Source organism: Candidatus Gracilibacteria bacterium (assembly GCA_010119145.1).
Lineage (GTDB): Bacteria > Patescibacteriota > Gracilibacteria > BD1-5 > UBA6164 > JAACSU01.
Genome location: JAACSU010000007.1, coordinates 234,575 through 251,904 on the forward strand (window position 1 = coordinate 234,575; position 17,330 = coordinate 251,904).

At 31.2% G+C, this 17,330-nt stretch carries 19 protein-coding genes and 2 tRNA genes; 18 read left to right on the plus strand and 3 right to left on the minus strand.

The features are described from left to right. The first annotated feature begins 31 nt into the window (after positions 1-31). The 4 genes from GW846_01575 to GW846_01590 are packed head-to-tail and all read left to right on the plus strand — an operon-like array spanning position 32 to position 2,066. On the plus strand, positions 32-361 hold the full coding sequence (locus GW846_01575) for a hypothetical protein (GenBank protein ID NDK09449.1): 330 nt from the start codon (positions 32-34) through the stop codon (positions 359-361). 50 nt (positions 362-411) lie between these two features. Then, on the plus strand, positions 412-1,089 hold the full coding sequence (locus tag GW846_01580) for a HupE/UreJ family protein (protein ID NDK09450.1): 678 nt from the start codon (positions 412-414) through the stop codon (positions 1,087-1,089). An 18-nt stretch (positions 1,090-1,107) separates the two neighbouring features. Then, entirely contained in the window at positions 1,108-1,710 is a 603-nt protein-coding gene (locus GW846_01585; GenBank protein ID NDK09451.1) for a hypothetical protein, read from the plus strand. 5 nt (positions 1,711-1,715) lie between these two features. Beyond that, positions 1,716-2,066 (plus strand): DUF3147 family protein, encoded by a 351-nt coding sequence (locus tag GW846_01590; protein NDK09452.1) that lies wholly within the window; start codon positions 1,716-1,718, stop codon positions 2,064-2,066. Between the two features lie 36 nt (positions 2,067-2,102). Here GW846_01590 and GW846_01595 read toward each other — a convergent pair whose 3' ends face one another. Continuing rightward, positions 2,103-2,555, minus strand: a complete 453-nt coding sequence (locus tag GW846_01595) for an NUDIX domain-containing protein (GenBank protein NDK09453.1) — start codon at positions 2,553-2,555, stop codon at positions 2,103-2,105. Positions 2,556-2,658: 103 nt separating this feature from the next. On the opposite strand from GW846_01595, the gene GW846_01600 reads away from it, so the two are divergent. The 5 genes from GW846_01600 to GW846_01620 all read left to right on the plus strand — a co-directional run bounded on the left by GW846_01600 (position 2,659) and on the right by GW846_01620 (position 10,076). Continuing rightward, on the plus strand, positions 2,659-3,699 hold the full coding sequence (locus GW846_01600; protein NDK09454.1) for a DUF2304 family protein: 1,041 nt from the start codon (positions 2,659-2,661) through the stop codon (positions 3,697-3,699). 123 nt (positions 3,700-3,822) lie between these two features. Further along, complete coding sequence (locus GW846_01605; protein NDK09455.1) at positions 3,823-6,765, plus strand: lamin tail domain-containing protein; 2,943 nt, start codon at positions 3,823-3,825, stop codon at positions 6,763-6,765. Between the two features lie 87 nt (positions 6,766-6,852). Next, positions 6,853-8,736 (plus strand): elongation factor 4, encoded by a 1,884-nt coding sequence (gene lepA, locus GW846_01610; GenBank protein NDK09456.1) that lies wholly within the window; start codon positions 6,853-6,855, stop codon positions 8,734-8,736. Between the two features lie 39 nt (positions 8,737-8,775). After that, entirely contained in the window at positions 8,776-9,711 is a 936-nt protein-coding gene (locus GW846_01615; protein ID NDK09457.1) for a PH domain-containing protein, read from the plus strand. Positions 9,712-9,716: 5 nt separating this feature from the next. Further along, positions 9,717-10,076 (plus strand): hypothetical protein, encoded by a 360-nt coding sequence (locus GW846_01620; GenBank protein NDK09458.1) that lies wholly within the window; start codon positions 9,717-9,719, stop codon positions 10,074-10,076. On the opposite strand, the gene GW846_01625 is transcribed toward GW846_01620, so the two are convergent. Next, positions 10,073-10,756, minus strand: a complete 684-nt coding sequence (locus tag GW846_01625; GenBank protein ID NDK09459.1) for an MgtC/SapB family protein — start codon at positions 10,754-10,756, stop codon at positions 10,073-10,075. The genes GW846_01620 and GW846_01625 overlap by 4 nt on opposite strands. 64 nt (positions 10,757-10,820) lie before the next feature. Next, complete coding sequence (locus tag GW846_01630) at positions 10,821-11,498, minus strand: MgtC/SapB family protein (protein ID NDK09460.1); 678 nt, start codon at positions 11,496-11,498, stop codon at positions 10,821-10,823. Positions 11,499-11,644: 146 nt separating this feature from the next. Here GW846_01630 and GW846_01635 point away from each other — a divergent pair. The 9 genes from GW846_01635 to GW846_01675 all read left to right on the plus strand — a co-directional run bounded on the left by GW846_01635 (position 11,645) and on the right by GW846_01675 (position 17,213). Beyond that, positions 11,645-11,721: transfer RNA gene (locus GW846_01635), tRNA-His, on the plus strand. Between the two features lie 198 nt (positions 11,722-11,919). After that, entirely contained in the window at positions 11,920-13,197 is a 1,278-nt protein-coding gene (locus GW846_01640) for a S1 RNA-binding domain-containing protein (GenBank protein ID NDK09461.1), read from the plus strand. Between the two features lie 88 nt (positions 13,198-13,285). Beyond that, positions 13,286-14,050 (plus strand): 30S ribosomal protein S2, encoded by a 765-nt coding sequence (gene rpsB / locus GW846_01645; protein NDK09462.1) that lies wholly within the window; start codon positions 13,286-13,288, stop codon positions 14,048-14,050. A 78-nt stretch (positions 14,051-14,128) separates the two neighbouring features. Then, complete coding sequence (locus tag GW846_01650; GenBank protein ID NDK09463.1) at positions 14,129-14,479, plus strand: hypothetical protein; 351 nt, start codon at positions 14,129-14,131, stop codon at positions 14,477-14,479. A gap of 36 nt (positions 14,480-14,515) precedes the next feature. Further along, the gene (tsf, locus tag GW846_01655; protein NDK09464.1) at positions 14,516-15,301 is read left to right on the plus strand and encodes a translation elongation factor Ts; all 786 of its coding nucleotides are present in this window, start codon (positions 14,516-14,518) and stop codon (positions 15,299-15,301) included. Positions 15,302-15,366: 65 nt separating this feature from the next. Further along, positions 15,367-15,441 (plus strand) — tRNA-Trp (locus tag GW846_01660). Between the two features lie 96 nt (positions 15,442-15,537). Beyond that, positions 15,538-15,726 (plus strand): exodeoxyribonuclease VII small subunit, encoded by a 189-nt coding sequence (locus GW846_01665; protein ID NDK09465.1) that lies wholly within the window; start codon positions 15,538-15,540, stop codon positions 15,724-15,726. Then, positions 15,726-16,964, plus strand: a complete 1,239-nt coding sequence (gene xseA, locus GW846_01670; protein NDK09466.1) for an exodeoxyribonuclease VII large subunit — start codon at positions 15,726-15,728, stop codon at positions 16,962-16,964. The genes GW846_01665 and xseA overlap by 1 nt, the downstream gene beginning before the upstream one ends. An 81-nt stretch (positions 16,965-17,045) precedes the next feature. Further along, positions 17,046-17,213 (plus strand): hypothetical protein, encoded by a 168-nt coding sequence (locus GW846_01675; protein ID NDK09467.1) that lies wholly within the window; start codon positions 17,046-17,048, stop codon positions 17,211-17,213. Positions 17,214-17,330: the final 117 nt, after the last annotated feature.

A 17,330-nucleotide genomic window follows, 5' to 3' on the forward strand; every position in this document is an offset into this window, starting at 1 on the left:
CTCTTTACTATTGGGGATATTTCATCATAGCATGATTTACGCATCTCATCATGTCGTTCATCATGATGAAAATCTATTATGATTTGATGAAAATAATAATCATACTCACCATGACCACTCTGATATCAATCATGAAGGAGAATTAGATAATGATTTCGGTATTGAAAAATCAAATAATAAAGTTAAGTGAAAAATTTTAGCGTTAGTTGCTATTAAGAAAAATGAAAAATTCAATTACTCATTCAGATATTTTCCTGATACCAAAAATTTATTAAAAAAAGACTATCCTCCATATTTTTTTAGACCTATAAAAAACTACTCCTATACCGATACTATCAAAATAATTAAATCTAATATTTAAAGAAATATATTAAAATCTCTATTTTTTTATTTTTCTTAATTTAATATTTTATGTACTTAAAAAATTTAATATTTTTGAGTCTTTTTATAATTCCATTTTCAGCCTTTGCTCATGGAGTTTCGTCCTGAGATGCTAGTTTCATGGAAACAAACTCATGACCTGCAATATTACAATATATGTACTTATGAGCAAAGCATATGATTACAGGTTATGATCATATTTTGTTTCTGATGTGAGTTATTTTTTTCTTATATCGATTAAAAGATGTTGCCGTATATGTTTCATTATTTACTCTCTGACATAGTACGACATTGTTAATTTGAGTATTAGGATGAATTGTACTGAATCCCTACCTTATAGACGCAATTATCTGATTATCAGTTGTATATAAATGATTTGATAATCTTGGATGATTTAAAAAAGTCTTCTGATTTCAACCAAATACTAAAGCTGCTGTAGGAATCTTTGGTCTTTTCCATGGTTTCTGACTCGCTACGAAACTTCAAGATTATACTTTTTCTAAAGAGGGTCTTCTTACTAATATTATTAGTTTCAATATTTGAGTGGAAATAGGTCAAATTCTAGCTCTCATTGTTGTCCTCGTTTGATTTTCTTATCTGAGAATGGATGAAAATTTCCCTAAAAAATCCTATTTTATTAATGGATTCTTAATGCTAGCATGATTTTTGCTTACAGCCTTTCAACTTACTTGATACTTTGTATCTTAATAATTAAATACTTAAAACATGAATAATTTACAACCTGAATATAGTAAAGAAAAAATTTTAAAAAATGTGAAATATACTGCAACATGAGCTACAATAATTTTTTTAACTCTTATTTTACCGGCAGAGTATGGTATAGATCCATTTGGAACTTGAAAATTGACTTGATTAAATAAATTGGCTCCAAATTATGTAGCTGAATCTATAGATTCTCAAGAATCATCAGAAACATTAGAAACAGGTACTAGTGTAACTCAAGATACAGTGAATAAACAAGTATCCAATACAGAAAATACTTGATCCTCTTATGAATATAAAGAGTTAGAAAAAACCTATACTTTAGAAGCTTGAGAGGATAGGGAAGTTAAATTTGATATGAATAAATGAGATGAAATGCGCTTTAGTTGGCAGTCATCAGAAGTTATATATTTTGATCAACACTGAGAACCCACAACTGAAGAATGAAAAGAGTTTCTTCCTTATAAGACGGTAAAAGAATGAAAGCAGTCTAGCGATGAAGCAACTTTAACGGCTGAATTTACTTGAACACATGGTTGGTATTGGAGAAATTTATCCAATAACAAAGTTACAATAACTTTAGTTTCAAAATGAAATTTTAAATAAATATTATGACATATCTCGTTTTAAAATATATAATAACAGCATTTATAATTGTTTGAGTTTCAGAACTTGCCAAAGTTTCAGATAAATTCTGAGCCTTGGTTATTTCATTACCACTCATGACAATTTTGACATTATTTTGGTTACACTTTGATTGAGTAAGTACTTTAAAAATATCAAATCATATGTACTATACGTTTTGGTATGTACTTCCTACTCTCCCGATGTTTTTAACGTTTCCTTTTTTCTTAGAAAAATTTTGATTTTGGGGAGCATTAGGACTCTCGGTTGTTATGACAATAATTATATTTTTTATATATTCCGTCATACTAAAAAGATTTTGAATTTTTCTCATCTAACTAAAAAACAAGAAGCTTAAGCTTCTTGTTTTTTTATTAAAATTTTCAAAATAATTTTTGAGCTTCTTCTAAACTCGTTCTTACTGCAGGATATAAATCTGCATTGAGTGCTTCTTCGAGGGAATAAAAATTCATTACTCTACATTCCTCCGATGGGGTATAATCAAAATTTTCTACTTCTGTTTCATAACAAACTATTCACATTGGAATTCGTGTACAAGTACTTTCTCAGGTAAAAAAATATTTTGGACTTGGATCGATATGCCTTACTATAAGTCACATTTCTTCAAAAATCTCTCTTTTTATAGTTTCTATTGCTGTTTCTCAGTGGTCAATTCATCCTCAAGGAATATCAAGTCGTGATTGAAGAACTCAGTCAACCAACATTTCTTTTAAACACAGGGCAAATTTTCATTCTGAATTTCTGAGTATTGCCTTTGCTGAAATTCTATAATGACATTGTTTCACTCACTCGTAAATATTTTTCATATTATATATTTAATATTATTAAAATGAGTATAAAAACAATTTCTTTGACTGCAATGCCTTTTTCCCTAAAATTACGAGAAATTATTTTTGTTAAAAATCAAGCGTGACCTTACTCGAAGTATTTTTCATCATTTCTGGGCTCATTATATTTATTTTAGCGCTCGATATTGCCAAAAAAGAAAAATTTAATGCGCTGCATTTTTTTATATTTATATTAATTGGAAGTTGACTCCTAGTGTTTACATTTTTTCCATGAGTTCTTAATAATCTCTGAAGAATATTTGGACTTCAAAGGTGAGCAGATGTACTCGTGTATGGGTCAATTATCTTTTTGCTATATTTCGTTCTATTGTTACTCACAAAAGTAGAAAATAATAAGCACCACATATCTCGCATGGTTCGAGAACTTGCTATAAATGCCAGTGATAAAAAAATCATTTCAGGAAATGAAGTATTTCTCGTACGCAGTTACAATGAAGCAGAAGTCCTAGAAACTACACTCTATTCTATACTTGATTCAGGCTATAAAAATATTCTCGTAGTTGATGATTGATCAACTGACTCAACTCACAAGATTCTTCTCAATCTACAAGATAGATTTTCTGAAATTGTAGTTTTAAAACATTTTAAAAATAGGGGTGGATGAGCAGCACTCGAAACGTGATTTGAATACTTGAGACGATTTGGAGAAACTGAGTTTGTGGTGACTTTTGATGCTGATGGACAACATAGAATCTCTGATTATGAGACATTTATGCGGGCATTCAAAAAACACCCACATCTTGATATTGTTTTCGGTTCACGATTTCTCAAAAAAGATTCCCTTCAAAATATCCCATTTATCCGAAAAATAGTTCTCAAGTGAGGAAGAATATTCACCTATTTACTCAGTTGAATAAAACTATCGGATGCACATAACTGATATAGAGTTTTTAGACTCGCGACACTTCAAAAGATTCGTCTTACAGCTGATTCTATGGCATACGCTTCAGAAATCACGGAACAAGTGGCTCAGAATCATCTTGCATACGGAGAAGTATCTGTAGAAATAATTTACACTGAGTACTCACTTTCAAAGTGACAAAAATCGAGTAATGCACTCTTTATAGCTTGGGATGCAATTTGGGCAAAGTTTTTTAGGTAGAGGAAAATAAAGCTATAAGTCCAGCTATTATTTTATTATATGAGCTGTTTTTTCGTATACTCTCTTTATATACAATTCTATGAGCATATGCTGAAGAAAATATTATTTTGAATTTTTACTTTTTTGTACTTCTGCATATCAGCCAATGCTTCTTTTGAGATAGCAGAAGTTTTTCCTAATACGCTTGATGATAAAAATTTAGAATATGTGACTATAAAGAATAATTATCAAGAATCAAAGTCACTTTCATGATACACATTAGAGGATATTTCTGGTAAACAATATATATTTTGAGCTGAAGATATACTCGAAGCGTGAGAAAGGAAAAGTTTTTTTAGAACGGTCACAAAAATTATTTTAAATAATACTAAAGAAACAATATTTCTCTATGATTGAGAATATAAACTTGTAGATTCAGTGTATTATGAAAATTCTGAAAAGTGAGAGTTTTTGAGTTTTGAAGACTTGAGTACAGATACTACTGAGCAACTGATATCCTGAGAAGCACTTATGTCTGATGAAGTTTATATACAAGATGCTACAGGAGATAAAGTACTACTTACAAAAATAGTTACTCAGTTGCCACAAATAAAGTATGATTTTCAGCGTCCAAGTTATATTTTAAAAACGTCATGAGTTGATATTTATGATTGTGATGATTCTCAAGATGAGTGTAAAATTAATTTTAATTTTGAAGAGAGCTTTATAGGCGATTTTTCAAAGTCAGAGTATGAATGCTTTATAGATTTTGGATTTTGAGAAATAACATGACAAGAAGAGAGGTGCAATCCAAATACCGTAATTTTTCCAGTATGAATACATAGAATATCTGTTAAAATATTTCCAAAAAAGAGTCCTATTACTTTTACAGAAAAAATCATAACTATAAACAATCTACAGTCAGAAAAAGATACTATAGAATCTATTGACTCAACTATTTTGAGTAAAAATATAGATAATAGTATCACTGCTCCAAATATAAAAATAGAATTTCAGCGACCAAGTTATATAATCCCTTCAGATGATAGTTCTCTCTTTACGTGCGACGATTCAATAGATGAATGCAAGGCTAATTTCAATCTTGACTCAAGCTTTTGAGAAGGATTCAAAGAAAATGATTTCTATTGTGAAATAGATTTTGGATTTTGAACAATCACATGAGAAGAAAATAAGTGTAATCCTAATACAGTTATCTTTCCGGTTTGAAACTATGATTTAGAGTTTAAAATTTTTTCTAAAACTCATCCTGAAGTATTTTCTACAAAAAAAGTGACACTCATGAACTCATGATATGTTCCAAAATTTTCAATTTCTACTTCTCAGAGTATTACATGAGAAAATAAGGCATTTTCAGTATTTACGGTAGTGATGAAAAAAATCATAGTTCAATCATGAGTTATCTTAGATGGATTCAATGTGTATAAGTGTAAAAAAGAAAAATGTAGTATGAATCTTGATTATAAAACGCAAGAGAAATACGAAAAATGTTTCTGGGATTTTTGACAATGAGTTGCGTCCAACGATTTAACACATACCAGATGTAATCCTGGACTTATAAAATACGGTATATGAGAATTTAAAGGATCACTTACGGTCTTTGAAAAATGAAATGATACAAATTTTAAAAAAATATATTTCAACGTTTTAAATTTAGAGAGCACCAGAGAGTTGAAAATAAAAAAAGAAAAAGAAATAAAAGTTGTAGCACAAAATTTTGTAATTACAGATCCAGAATTTCAAGATATTTGAGTAGAGATAGAACTACAATGAAAACTATCTAAAAATAAAACACTTCAGGATTCTACTCTTATATGTGAATGAAAAGATACCTGTAATGTAAATCTCAATGGAATTATAACTGGCTCAAAAAAATGACTTGATTATGTATGGTTACTCAATAATGAAATAATTACTACAAAACTCAATCCAGCATGAATCTGGCTTGAACTATGAGAATATACGTTCAAACTTCAAGTATCTAAAGACGGAAAAATATTACAAGAGGCAATATTCCAAGTTTTGGTTCAGAATAATAGTGTCTCAAAATGAAGCAAGAAAAAGTGACTGCTTGATGAAGTATTATTTTCATCAGATAATAAAAAAATTAAGTTTTTACAAAGAGATATGAACTGAGTGATTCTATGAGATATTCTTCCAAATCCGGCTTGAAAAGATACTCTTGAATTTATACAAATACAAAATACAAGTAGTGTATATAAAAATCTAGAAGGATGTTATATATCAGACGGGTCAAAAAAATATATTTTTTGAAGTGAAATACTATGAGCCTGAGAAAAAAAGTATTTCTTTAAATATCAAACAAAAATAACTCTTTGAAATTCTAAAGATACAGTAGAACTTCATTGTGGAGAGAATCTCTTAGATTCAGTGACGTATGAAAGAAAAATAAAAGATAACGAACTCTTAAGTGGTGCAATATTTCAATGATTTACTATCTGAGAGTTGAAGAGTCTCATTTCAAATAGTGAACTAGAAACTGTTATGAGCCAATATCTTAAACTCAAATTTCTCGTTCTCAAAAGATGATGACTGAAAATAACATGAAATACCTTTCCAAATTCAACACTAGAATTATATAAAAATAATACAGTATTTCTCACTGTGCGTTCTGATAAAAATGGAAAAATTCTCCTTAAAACAAAATCTCTCGCAGCTTGAATATATGACTTTGATATGAGAGTAATAAGTTCTAAAAATGAGTACTTACTTCAAAATGCTTGAAACTTTGAAATAACTCAGGCTCAGAGATATTCATGGTTCTATAAAAAACCAGCAAAAACTAAAACTTCAAAACTTCCAAAAGTTTCACAATTTATCGTCTCTCAAGCTGACGCCTATGATGCCACAACGACTGAACCCGTAGTAGTGCTTCCTCTGAGACAAAAAATAGCTCTATTTATTTGAATGCTCTCTATTTTATTACTCCTCGTACTTCATATATTCAGTATTATCGTACCTAAATATATACAAAAAAGTATAACAGATATATTTGTATTAAACTATTCAACCAGAGAAAAAGTATTGCTTGTTTTGCACTCAGCATAATAAAAATAAAAATCTCGATACATATTTACTTTTCTATTTTAATAGCTACACTACTGCCAAATTTTAGCACTAAGAATCACGCACTCTATGAATTTAGATAAGATTAGAAATTTTTGTATTATCGCACATATAGATCACGGTAAATCTACACTCGCTGATAGACTTCTGGAGATCACTGGGACGATTGATAAACGTGATATGAAGCACGGACAAATGCTCGATACAATGGAACTCGAACAAGAACGTGGAATCACAATCAAATTGCAACCTGTTCGAATGATGTGGAAGGGTTTTCAATTTAATATTATTGATACTCCAGGTCACGTCGATTTTCAATATGAAGTTTCAAGGAGTCTTGCTTCGGTAGAATGATGCCTGCTTATTGTTGACGCGACTCAATGAATCGAAGCTCAAACACTTTCAAATGTATATCTGGCTATTGAAAATGAACTCGATATTATACCAGTGATTAATAAAATAGATCTTCCAGCTGCTGATGTTGAGAGAGTAAGTGAAGAAATTATTAATCTACTTGGCTGTGATAAATCAGATATCATACCTATTTCAGCTAAAACATGAGAAAATGTTGAAGCTGTACTCGATGCAGTTTTACAGAGAATTCCCGAACCAGTCGTGTTTGATTCAAATTCTGAAGTGCAAAATCAAGAACTAAAAGCTCTTGTATTTGATAGCCAATATGATCCATACAGAGGAGTTGTTTCGTATGTAAAAGTATTTTCAGGTCAGATAAAAAAATGAGATAGTCTTCATTTCTTAAATACAGGGAAAAAAATCGAAGCTCTTGATGTCGGATATTTTGCACCATGATATATGAGTGCTCCACTGATTGATAATGGTTCAGTTGGGTACGTCGTAACAGGACTAAAGTCTATTCGTGACGCAAAAGTAGGGGATACACTTTGGAAAGCTGAAAATGTTGAATGACCAAAGGATAAACCAGAGAAGAGCTTGGCAATAGAATGATTTAAAAAAGTGACTCCATTCATCTATGCGTGAGTATTTCCTGTCGCAACAGATGAATATCCACAACTCGCCGATGCTATGGAAAAACTGATGCTCAATGATTCCGCACTTCAGAAAGAAACAGAGGCTTCAGCAGCACTTGGTCAATGATTTAGATGTGGTTTCCTTGGGTTATTACATTTAGATATAGTAAAAGAAAGACTGTTTCGAGAGTTTGATATGGATGTTATCATGACAGCGCCTCAGGTGACGTATAAACTCAGAATGTATGGTGATAAAAAATCAGAATATTCAAGACTCTCCCCAGAACTTATAGAGCATGAATCAAAAACTAAGACAATTATATCAGTTTCAAATCCTGAGGATCTTCCTCCTCGCGATGCCTTTGAAACTATCTCAGAACCAATTGCAAAAATAGAACTTATTACTCCGCTAGATTTTGTTTGAGCGATGATGCAACTAGCTCAAGAACGAAGAGGGGTATTTAAAAATCAGCAATTTATTGATCAGTCTCGAGTAATGCTGACCTATGAACTTCCGATGAACGAACTTATTGGAGACTTTTATGATGAGATGAAATCTCTTTCAAGTGGGTACGCTTCACTCAATTATGAATTTCTTAAATATAATGAAGATAAACTCGTTAAGCTCGATATATTTATAGCATGAGAGAGAATCGCAGCACTGTCACTTATGTGTCATGAATCGCAAGCCAAATTTATTGGTGGAAAAATCACGAAAAACCTCAAAGAGGTAGTCCCACGAGCACAGTTCTCCATAGCAATTCAAGCAGGAGTAGGGAACAACGTTGTTGCCCGAGAAACACTCTCAGCTTTCCGAAAAGACGTGACAGCAGGACTCTATGGATGAGACGTATCTCGAAAAAATAAACTTTTGGATAAACAAAAGAAAGGGAAGAAAAAGATGAAACAATTTGGTAAGGTAAGTTTACCAAGTGAAGCATTTGTAAATTTACTCAAGAAATAAGTTATCTATAAGTTTAAAAAACTTCAAAAATAATTTCCTATGCAACACTTCACAGATAAAATACTCTATAAAACACATCAGCATATTATTGTGCCGATTACTAAATTTTTGGCTGTATTTTTGCCTTTATTTATTATTTCAAGCGTTCTATTCTATTTCATTGATATTAATATTGCGATTATAGTTATTTTTGAGGTACTTTTTGCAGTATTGATTTTTGCTTGGTTCTATTTCTTTTGGGTAAAATCGTATTTTATCATTTCAAACGAGAAGATAATTGTTAAAGTGCGAAACTGAATATTTTCAAAGTTTCATATGTCGATTCATTTCAAAAATATCCGAGATATGGCATTTTCGAAGAATAATATTATGCATTATGCTCTTGGTTATGGAACTATTTTTGCTCGAAGTAGTGCTGGAGCAGTTGGGGATTTAGAAGCAAAACAGATTCCCAACATTGAAAAAGTATACAAAATACTTAATGCACTTCATAGTATGGATGATAGCGAGAGAAAAAATATTTCATCACTTGATCAAATACTTCTACCACTTTCATCTCAGAAAGTAAATAATCTAACAGAATTTACTGTAGAAGAAACGCTTGAAGAAGTTATTGAAAAAGAAAAAAATATTCTTTTAAATATTCAATGAATTAGGGAAGTGGTACTACTTGATGGGGTAGATAGAAAACAAATATTTTCACTGGAAGAAGATCGAAATCATTGAGTCTATGAAGCTCTCAGAAAAAAAGTACTTTTTGCAGCGACGCATGACGTCTCTTTGAGAGATCCAGATGAAGCCATAGTATTACAAGCTTGAGAAAAAGTAATTTTTCCAAGTGTAAAATTTCATGAAATTAAAAGAGACTCTGTAATTTCAAGCTCACCGTGACTTGCGGTACATGAATATCTTGTTCCAAAATTTAAAGATTTTGATGCATATGACGCGACTCTTCTTATTTGATTTGATATATAAATATAATGTGGAATTTTATAAAACTTTTATTCTGAATTCACAAGAAAACAATTTCATCATTGAGTTATCAAAAATTTTTAAGCCATACGAAATCTATTGAGAAACTCTCTGCTTCAGAACAAATCGTGCAGTATGATAAGGTGTATCATCATATTCTACAAGAACTCGGATATTCTGGCACGTTTGGTGAGATACTGAAACGTACACCAAAAGAAATTACAAATATTCAGGACATTTGGACTCTGCATAAACTGAGGAATACTCTGGTACATGAACTTGAAAAACACAATCAACTATTACTTAGCCAGCAAGCTGGAAAATACAGAAAAATAATTATAAGTTTTTTAAAACAAGTGAAAAACTAATTTTCGATTATTGATATTTTTTTGATATCAAATTTTTGCTTCAATTTTTTTGATATTTCTCCGAGTGAATTGCTTCTTTGTATTCTTCCAGTGATTTTTATTGAAATTCATTTTTCCTCTTCACTATATTCAAGTGACTCGAGTTTAATACATAGTAAGGTAAGTTCTGATTTTAAATCTGAAATATCCATATCTTCTGATTCTAGTTGAATCTTCATTTGGAAATGCATATATCCAAAAATAAAGTATTTTTCTAGTTTAGAGATTACTATGAGATTTATGAGGATAATTATTACAACGAGTACTGAGATATAATAAAATCCTGCTCAAATAAGGAGTCATAAAGCAGCTACGACCCATATATTTGCTGCAGTAGTGAGTCACTTTGTATTGAGTCCTACTTGCATGATAGCTCAAGCTCATAAAAATCATATTCCCGACATAACTGATCAGGCTATTCTCAGTGCATCTATCCCAGAATCTGGATTGAGATTTATGTAGGAGATTGACAGAACCATAGCTATACAAGCTCCTAGTCAAATGAGTATATGAGTCCTGAGTCATGCGGATTCTCATTTATATTCTCTCTCAAGACCAATAATTCAACTAGCAATTATTACAAATATAATTCTGAGTATCATTTCTGACTGTACAATAAAATTAGGTATGAAATCGACCAAAATAAAAATACTTAGTGAATAATACTAAGTATTTTAAGAATATTAGGAAAAATTAAAAGTTCTTTTAATAGCGCATATTTTCAGATATGGATATCTTCTTTGCTTTTGTTATTCTCTCAATATTAGCTTTGAGAGTGAAGAGGTTTGTATCATAGTCAATTCGAGAGACAATATCAAGTGTTACTCAACTATCCGTCTCTTTGATGTTTTTTGAGATAATTTTAATAGGCTCTAATTTTATTTGTTCATATATATTTTCTAGACTTTTTTGTTTTGTCTCAAATATAATGTGGATACTACAATATTTTTTAGGATGAAGGTATCTTGATTTAACTTTTGTAATAATAACAAGATTAGCAAGAATAATACCAGCTGTAAAAAGTGCTGGAGTATAGAGCCCAGCTCAAACAGCAAGTCAAATAGCAGCAGTGACCCATATATTGGCAGCTGTTGTAAGTCCTTTTGTATCAAATCATTGCTTCATGATTGCTCAGGCACCGAGAAATCACACTCAAGATACGACTTGAGCTGCAATTCTGCCTGGGTCATTAATATTAGAATTGTAAATCTCTGGAACCAGAATGGATATTATCATAATAAGGCATGAACCAACTCAAATAAGGACATGGGTTCGCAGTCCAGCAGGCTGACTTTTGAGCTCACGTTCTATTCAAAGAGCTATACAGATAGCGAGAGTTACCATGAGTCGAATGACTATCTCTGCGTTTGAAAGTATTTCCATTGTTTTTAGTTTGATAATAGTTATTTCTATGATATCATAGCTCCACAGAAATAGCCAAATATTATGTAAAAATCTTTTGACTCTGAGAGCCAATTTTATATACTTCTGAGGCTTTTTCTAGAAAAAAGCAATTTTTTCAATATACGGTGCCCGTAGTTCAGTTGGTTAGAACGCCAGGTTGTGATTCTGGAGGTCGAGGGTTCGAGACCCTTCGGGCACCCCATATATTTTGATAAAAAAGGTACTTCAAAATTATATAGTGGAAATTTACTTCAAATTTTTACTACTTAATTTTTAAGCGAAATTCTCGGACATATTTCTCAGATTTTAAGCCCCTGAAAAGTATTCCTGACGAAAGTCACAGTGATTGCGCTCACTGAGCAAGGATTTCACTACTTTATTTTTTAATATTCTTTGAGCTATGGCAAAAAAAGAAAAAGCACTGAGTGCTGATCAAAAACTCTTTTCAGAGTTATTTGAAAATTCTCCAGAAATACAATATCCAAAAGAAGGAGAAGTAATTACTGGTACGATTGAAAAAATCGAAAAGAAAAACATACTTGTAAATGTTAACAACCAGTTTACTGGTTTGGTTATTTCTAAAGAACTTGGGAATAGTGTTGATATAGATACTCTTGAATCTGGTCAAAATATTGATGTTATGGTTCTTGGTGATTCTGTAGAAAGAGGACTTCTGATTCTTTCTCTTAAGAGAGCAAATCAAATCAAGAGTCTCAACGCTCTGAATTCAAACTTTGAAACAGGTGAAGTTATGACAGTTCGAGCAAGTGAAGCAAACAAAGGTTGACTCCTTGTTGATATTGATGGTCTCAAAGGGTTTATACCAGTTTCTCAATTGACACCACTTCACTATCCACGTGTTGAAGGAGCAGATCCAGAAAAAATACTTGAACATTTGAACTCACTTCTGACAGTTGATTTCCAAGTTCGTGTTATCAATGTAGATGACTGAGGAAAGAAAATCATCTTCTCTGAAAAAGCTGCAATGGAAGAACAACGAACAAAAGCACTCGAAACTCTCAAAGAATGAGATGTGGTTGAATGAGTGGTATCTGGTATTCTTTCTTATGGTTTATTTGTTACCTTTGATGGTCTTGAAGGTCTCGTTCATGTTTCTGAAATTGATTGGGGGCATGTTAACAACCCTGGAAAATTTGCGAAAGTATGAATGAAAGTTAAAGTGAAAGTTATTGGACTTGATTCAGAAAAAATCTCACTTTCTATCAAACAACTCAAAGATAATCCTTGGGATGTACTTGCGAAAAAAGTGAAAACTGGGGATACAATTAAAGCTCCAATTTCAAGAATTTCTCAATTTGGTGCATTTATGGATCTTGATGGTGGTATACAAGGGTTAATTCATTTATCTGAAATCTCTCACCACGTTGTAAAAGATATTAGAGATCATGTGAAAGTTGGAGAAGAAGTTGAAGCAAAAATTATCAACTTTGAACCACAAAAGAAACGAATTGGTCTTTCACTTAAAGCGCTTCAACCAGCTCCAGAAGGAATGAAAGAAGACTCTAAACCAAAAATGAAGGATGGTCCATCTGAAGAAGATAAAATAGACGCAGAAGTAGCTCCTAAAAAAGCAAAAAAATCTGACGAAACAGAAGAGAAAAAACCAAAAGCAACAAAAGCACCTGCGAAATCAAAAAAAGAAGACTCAGCTGCGTAATTAAAATATTTTTGGGAAGCAATACTGCACAAAAATATTTATTTAAAGTCTTATACTCTAAGGCTTGTATATATTAACTCACCATCCTATGGATAAAAAAATGCTCAAAGATATGTTTGATAATCTCTTACATATTTGAAACAAATCTAATTACTGGAATCCACAAATGAAATCATATATTTATGGTTCTACAAACGGAGTTCATATTATAGATTTAACGCAAACTGCTACTCAACTTGAAGAGGTTATCTCTCAACTTCAAGAGCTGAATGCTTCTGGAAAAAAAGTACTATTTGTAGCTACGAAACTTCAAGCAAGAGACGCTTTTGCAAAACTTGCTGAATCTACTGGTCACTTCTACGTTACTGAAAAATGGGTTCCTGGACTTCTTACTAACTTTAAGACAATAAAAGGAAGAATCGCTACATATCTCAAGCTTATTAAAGATGCAGATACTGGTGGATTTGAAATGCTTACTAAAAAAGAAAAAGCTGCTAAAATGCTAGAACTAGAAAAACTAGATAAAGCATTTAAAGGTCTGAAAGAAATGAAAAAAACTCCAGATGCTCTCTTTATAGTTGATGGTATTTACGAAGAACAATCAGTAAAAGAAGCTCAAACTCTTGGAATTCCATGTTTTGCTATTTATAATACAAATGGTGATCCATACCAAGTAAAAGAATCTATTCCTGCAAATACTAATTCTGTAAAATCTCTTGATTATCTTGCTACAGCTCTCAAAGAAGGTTTCAAAGCTCAGCCTAAAAAAGCTGCTCCTGCTAAAACTGCTCAAGCAAATACTGCAGCACCAGCAAAAAAAGATGAAACGAAAAAAACAGAAACTTCAAAATAATTTTATTATTAAAATAATTTTAACTTTTGAGGCTGCTTATATATACTGGAAGTATCATTTATATTCTTACTTCATTTTATGCCGATAGATAATAAAAAAAATGAAACTTTAAATATTTCATTTCTACAAAAACAAAATATAGTGCACGCACTCGCGTATTTTCCATTTTTTGTTGGAGCAATCTCTATGTATGCTTTGGCTAAAACGAACAAGGAAGCTCTGATGCATCATGTAAAATACTCTCTTATACTATCTGTATTTGCAGTCATTTTACTATTGTTACTGAACTGGTATTTCCAAAATATTGCAGTGATACTTTATATCTGACTCTCTGTATATTTTGCTTTTAAAGCATTTAAGGGACAAGCTATTGAGGTAGAATTTCTTGATGTTATCGAAGAAAAAATAGAAGAAACATTTAAAAAATAGAACAATATATATTTATATGTACTAATAAACTAAAATATGGCAATTACTGCTGCTCTCATAAAAGAACTAAGAGAAAGAACATGAATCGGTATGATGGAATGTAAAAAAGCTCTCGAAGCAACTGACGGTGATATCGAACAAGCAATTGAAGAACTGAGAAAAAAAGGACTTGCAAAAGCAGCTAAAAAAGCTGACAGAGAAGCACTTGAATGAGGTCTTAAAATACTTATTGATGGAACAAACGCGTACGTTGTATCAGTTTCTTGTGAAACAGATTTTCTTGCAAACTCTGAAAAATTCAAACTTATGCTTGAAGTTATAGCTCTTCACCTGAAAAATAATGGTGTTGCATCTAAATCAGAAGCTCAAACACTATTAGAATCAAATTATTCTATGGAAATGGGTGAAAATCTTCAAGTAAAAGATTATGAAATTATTGAAGGTGGAACTGTATCTTCATACGTTCACTCAAATGCAAAGCTTGCTGCAGTTGTAGTTGCTGAAGCTGGTGGAGACGAAGAAAAACTGAAACAAGTTGCTATGCACGTTACTGCAGCAAACCCAGAATATCTCTCAGAGTCAGAAATATCTGATGATATTATCGAAAAAGAAAAGGCAATTCAACTTGAAATGATGAAAAATGACCCAAATATGGGAAACAAACCAGACGAAGTACTTCTCAAAATTATTGAAGGAAAAATGGGGAAATTTAAGTCAGAAGTATCACTTCTAGAACAAGCATTTGTGATAGATCCAAGTGTGAAAGTAAAAGACTTTCTAGGTTCTACAGAACTTACAAGTTTTAAAAGATACGCTATATAGTGCACTCAAGTTTTAAAAATAAGATGCAAATTAAGCCTTGTAAAAATCTTATTTTTAAAATGTATAGGCCCATAGTTCATCGGTTAGAATTCAGGATTCCAAATCCTGCGAGCTAGGTTCGATTCCTAGTGGGCCTGCCATTTAAGATTACTACTAAAATCCTCACTTTGGGGATTTTTTTGTTATAATCATATTTACACGTAGTATAGAGTAATACATTTTAAGATAATATATATATGCCAAAAGCAAAAACATTTAAAGATTCCTTTGAAAGACTTAAAGAGATTTCAGACCTCCTTGATAAGGATGAAGTCATTGACGTAGATACACTTATCAAGGTTCAAAAAGAAGCAAAAGAACTGTATAAATTTTGTGGTGAAAAACTAGAAGGAGTGAGTGCTAAATTAGAAGATGAAACGAAATAATGAACGAAGAAGTAAAACTTAAACTCTCTCAGTTTCTTGATATCATCAAATCTCAGTTTGATGATATTATTTGATATCATAGTTATACCATTGAAGCTGAAGTGAAAGCTATTAAACAAAATAGGAATTTTTATTACATCGATTTGGTTGAGATACAGAACTGAAAGATTGTAGACTCAGCACGTTCTCATATTTTTAATCCGAGTATTATGATTTCTTTTTTGAGAGATATTAATATTTTAGATATTCAAGAACTCGTTGGTAAAAAACTCTTACTTACGGTCAGACCAACATTTCATAAAACCTATAATTTTTCGATTAATATTCTAAAAATATATTCTGAGTTTTATATTGGTTGACTTGAAAAACAAAAACAAGAAGATATTGAACATTTAAAAGACTTAGAAATATTCTACCTCAATCATGAGACAGAGTTATGAGAACCAGCATTTCATATTGCTGTTATCTCGTGAGAAAAAAGTGAGTGATTCAAAGACTTTCAAACTATTCTGAGTGAATCATGATTTAATTACAAGCTTACAATATTTCCATCACTCGTTCACGGTGAAAAAGCAAGTTGAGAAGTACTCAAGCAACTTCAAAAAATTATGTCTCAAATAGATAATTGAAAGATATACAATGGTGTAGCAATCATGAGATGAGGATGATGAAGTGAATGAATGAACTGGACTAATGATAGAAAACTATGTGAAATGGTGTGTAAATTTAGAGTACCAGTCATTTCTGCTGTATGACATACAGTCGACAAGAGTATACTTGATATGGTGGCAAGATATGATTGTAAAACACCAAGTGAAGCGGCTCAAACGCTCATAGATATATATGAAGAATACAAAGAAGATATAGAATCAGAGTTTGAGTATATTGTGTTATGAATCCAAGATCTCGTAAAAAGGTATACTCTTGAACTTGAGGGGCTCTCAAAAGATATACCATACCATATTTCAAAAAAAGTTCAGATATATAAAAAAGAGCTTGAAGGATTCATAGTAGATAAAAAAGTGAAATATCATATTCAAATCCTATCTCAATCTTTAGAAAATATATACAAAAATATAAAGTATAATGATCCTAAAAAGATACTCTTAAAATGATATAGTCTCGTCCTTGATGCAGAATGAAAGGTTATTAATGAACTTGAACTCAATAAGAATTATAAACTCTTAACTCATTGATCTATGTATAAAATAACTATCTTGGATAAATCTGATATATAAAAAACTCTCAATATTGAGAGTTTTTATTTTTGTACATAATTTCGTCCACATTTTAATGACGGAAATAAAGTGAGTTGTAAAGTGTATATTTTCAATTTCTCCGATACTATTTATGGAAAAGCTATTCAAGTGAAAGCCAATAGATATCTCAGAGAACAACAATCATTTCAAAATAATCAAGCACTTATAGAACAATATAAACGAGATGAGTGAGATGACAGAGATTTTTACAAACTCTCTGTCATATAAGTATTTACTTCAAGGCATTATTATATATACTCGGCATCATTACTGATGAGTCAGTATAAAGTAGAAATTCTCTGCCTCAAACAGAGAGTTTTTTTATTAAAATATTTTTTTAAACAA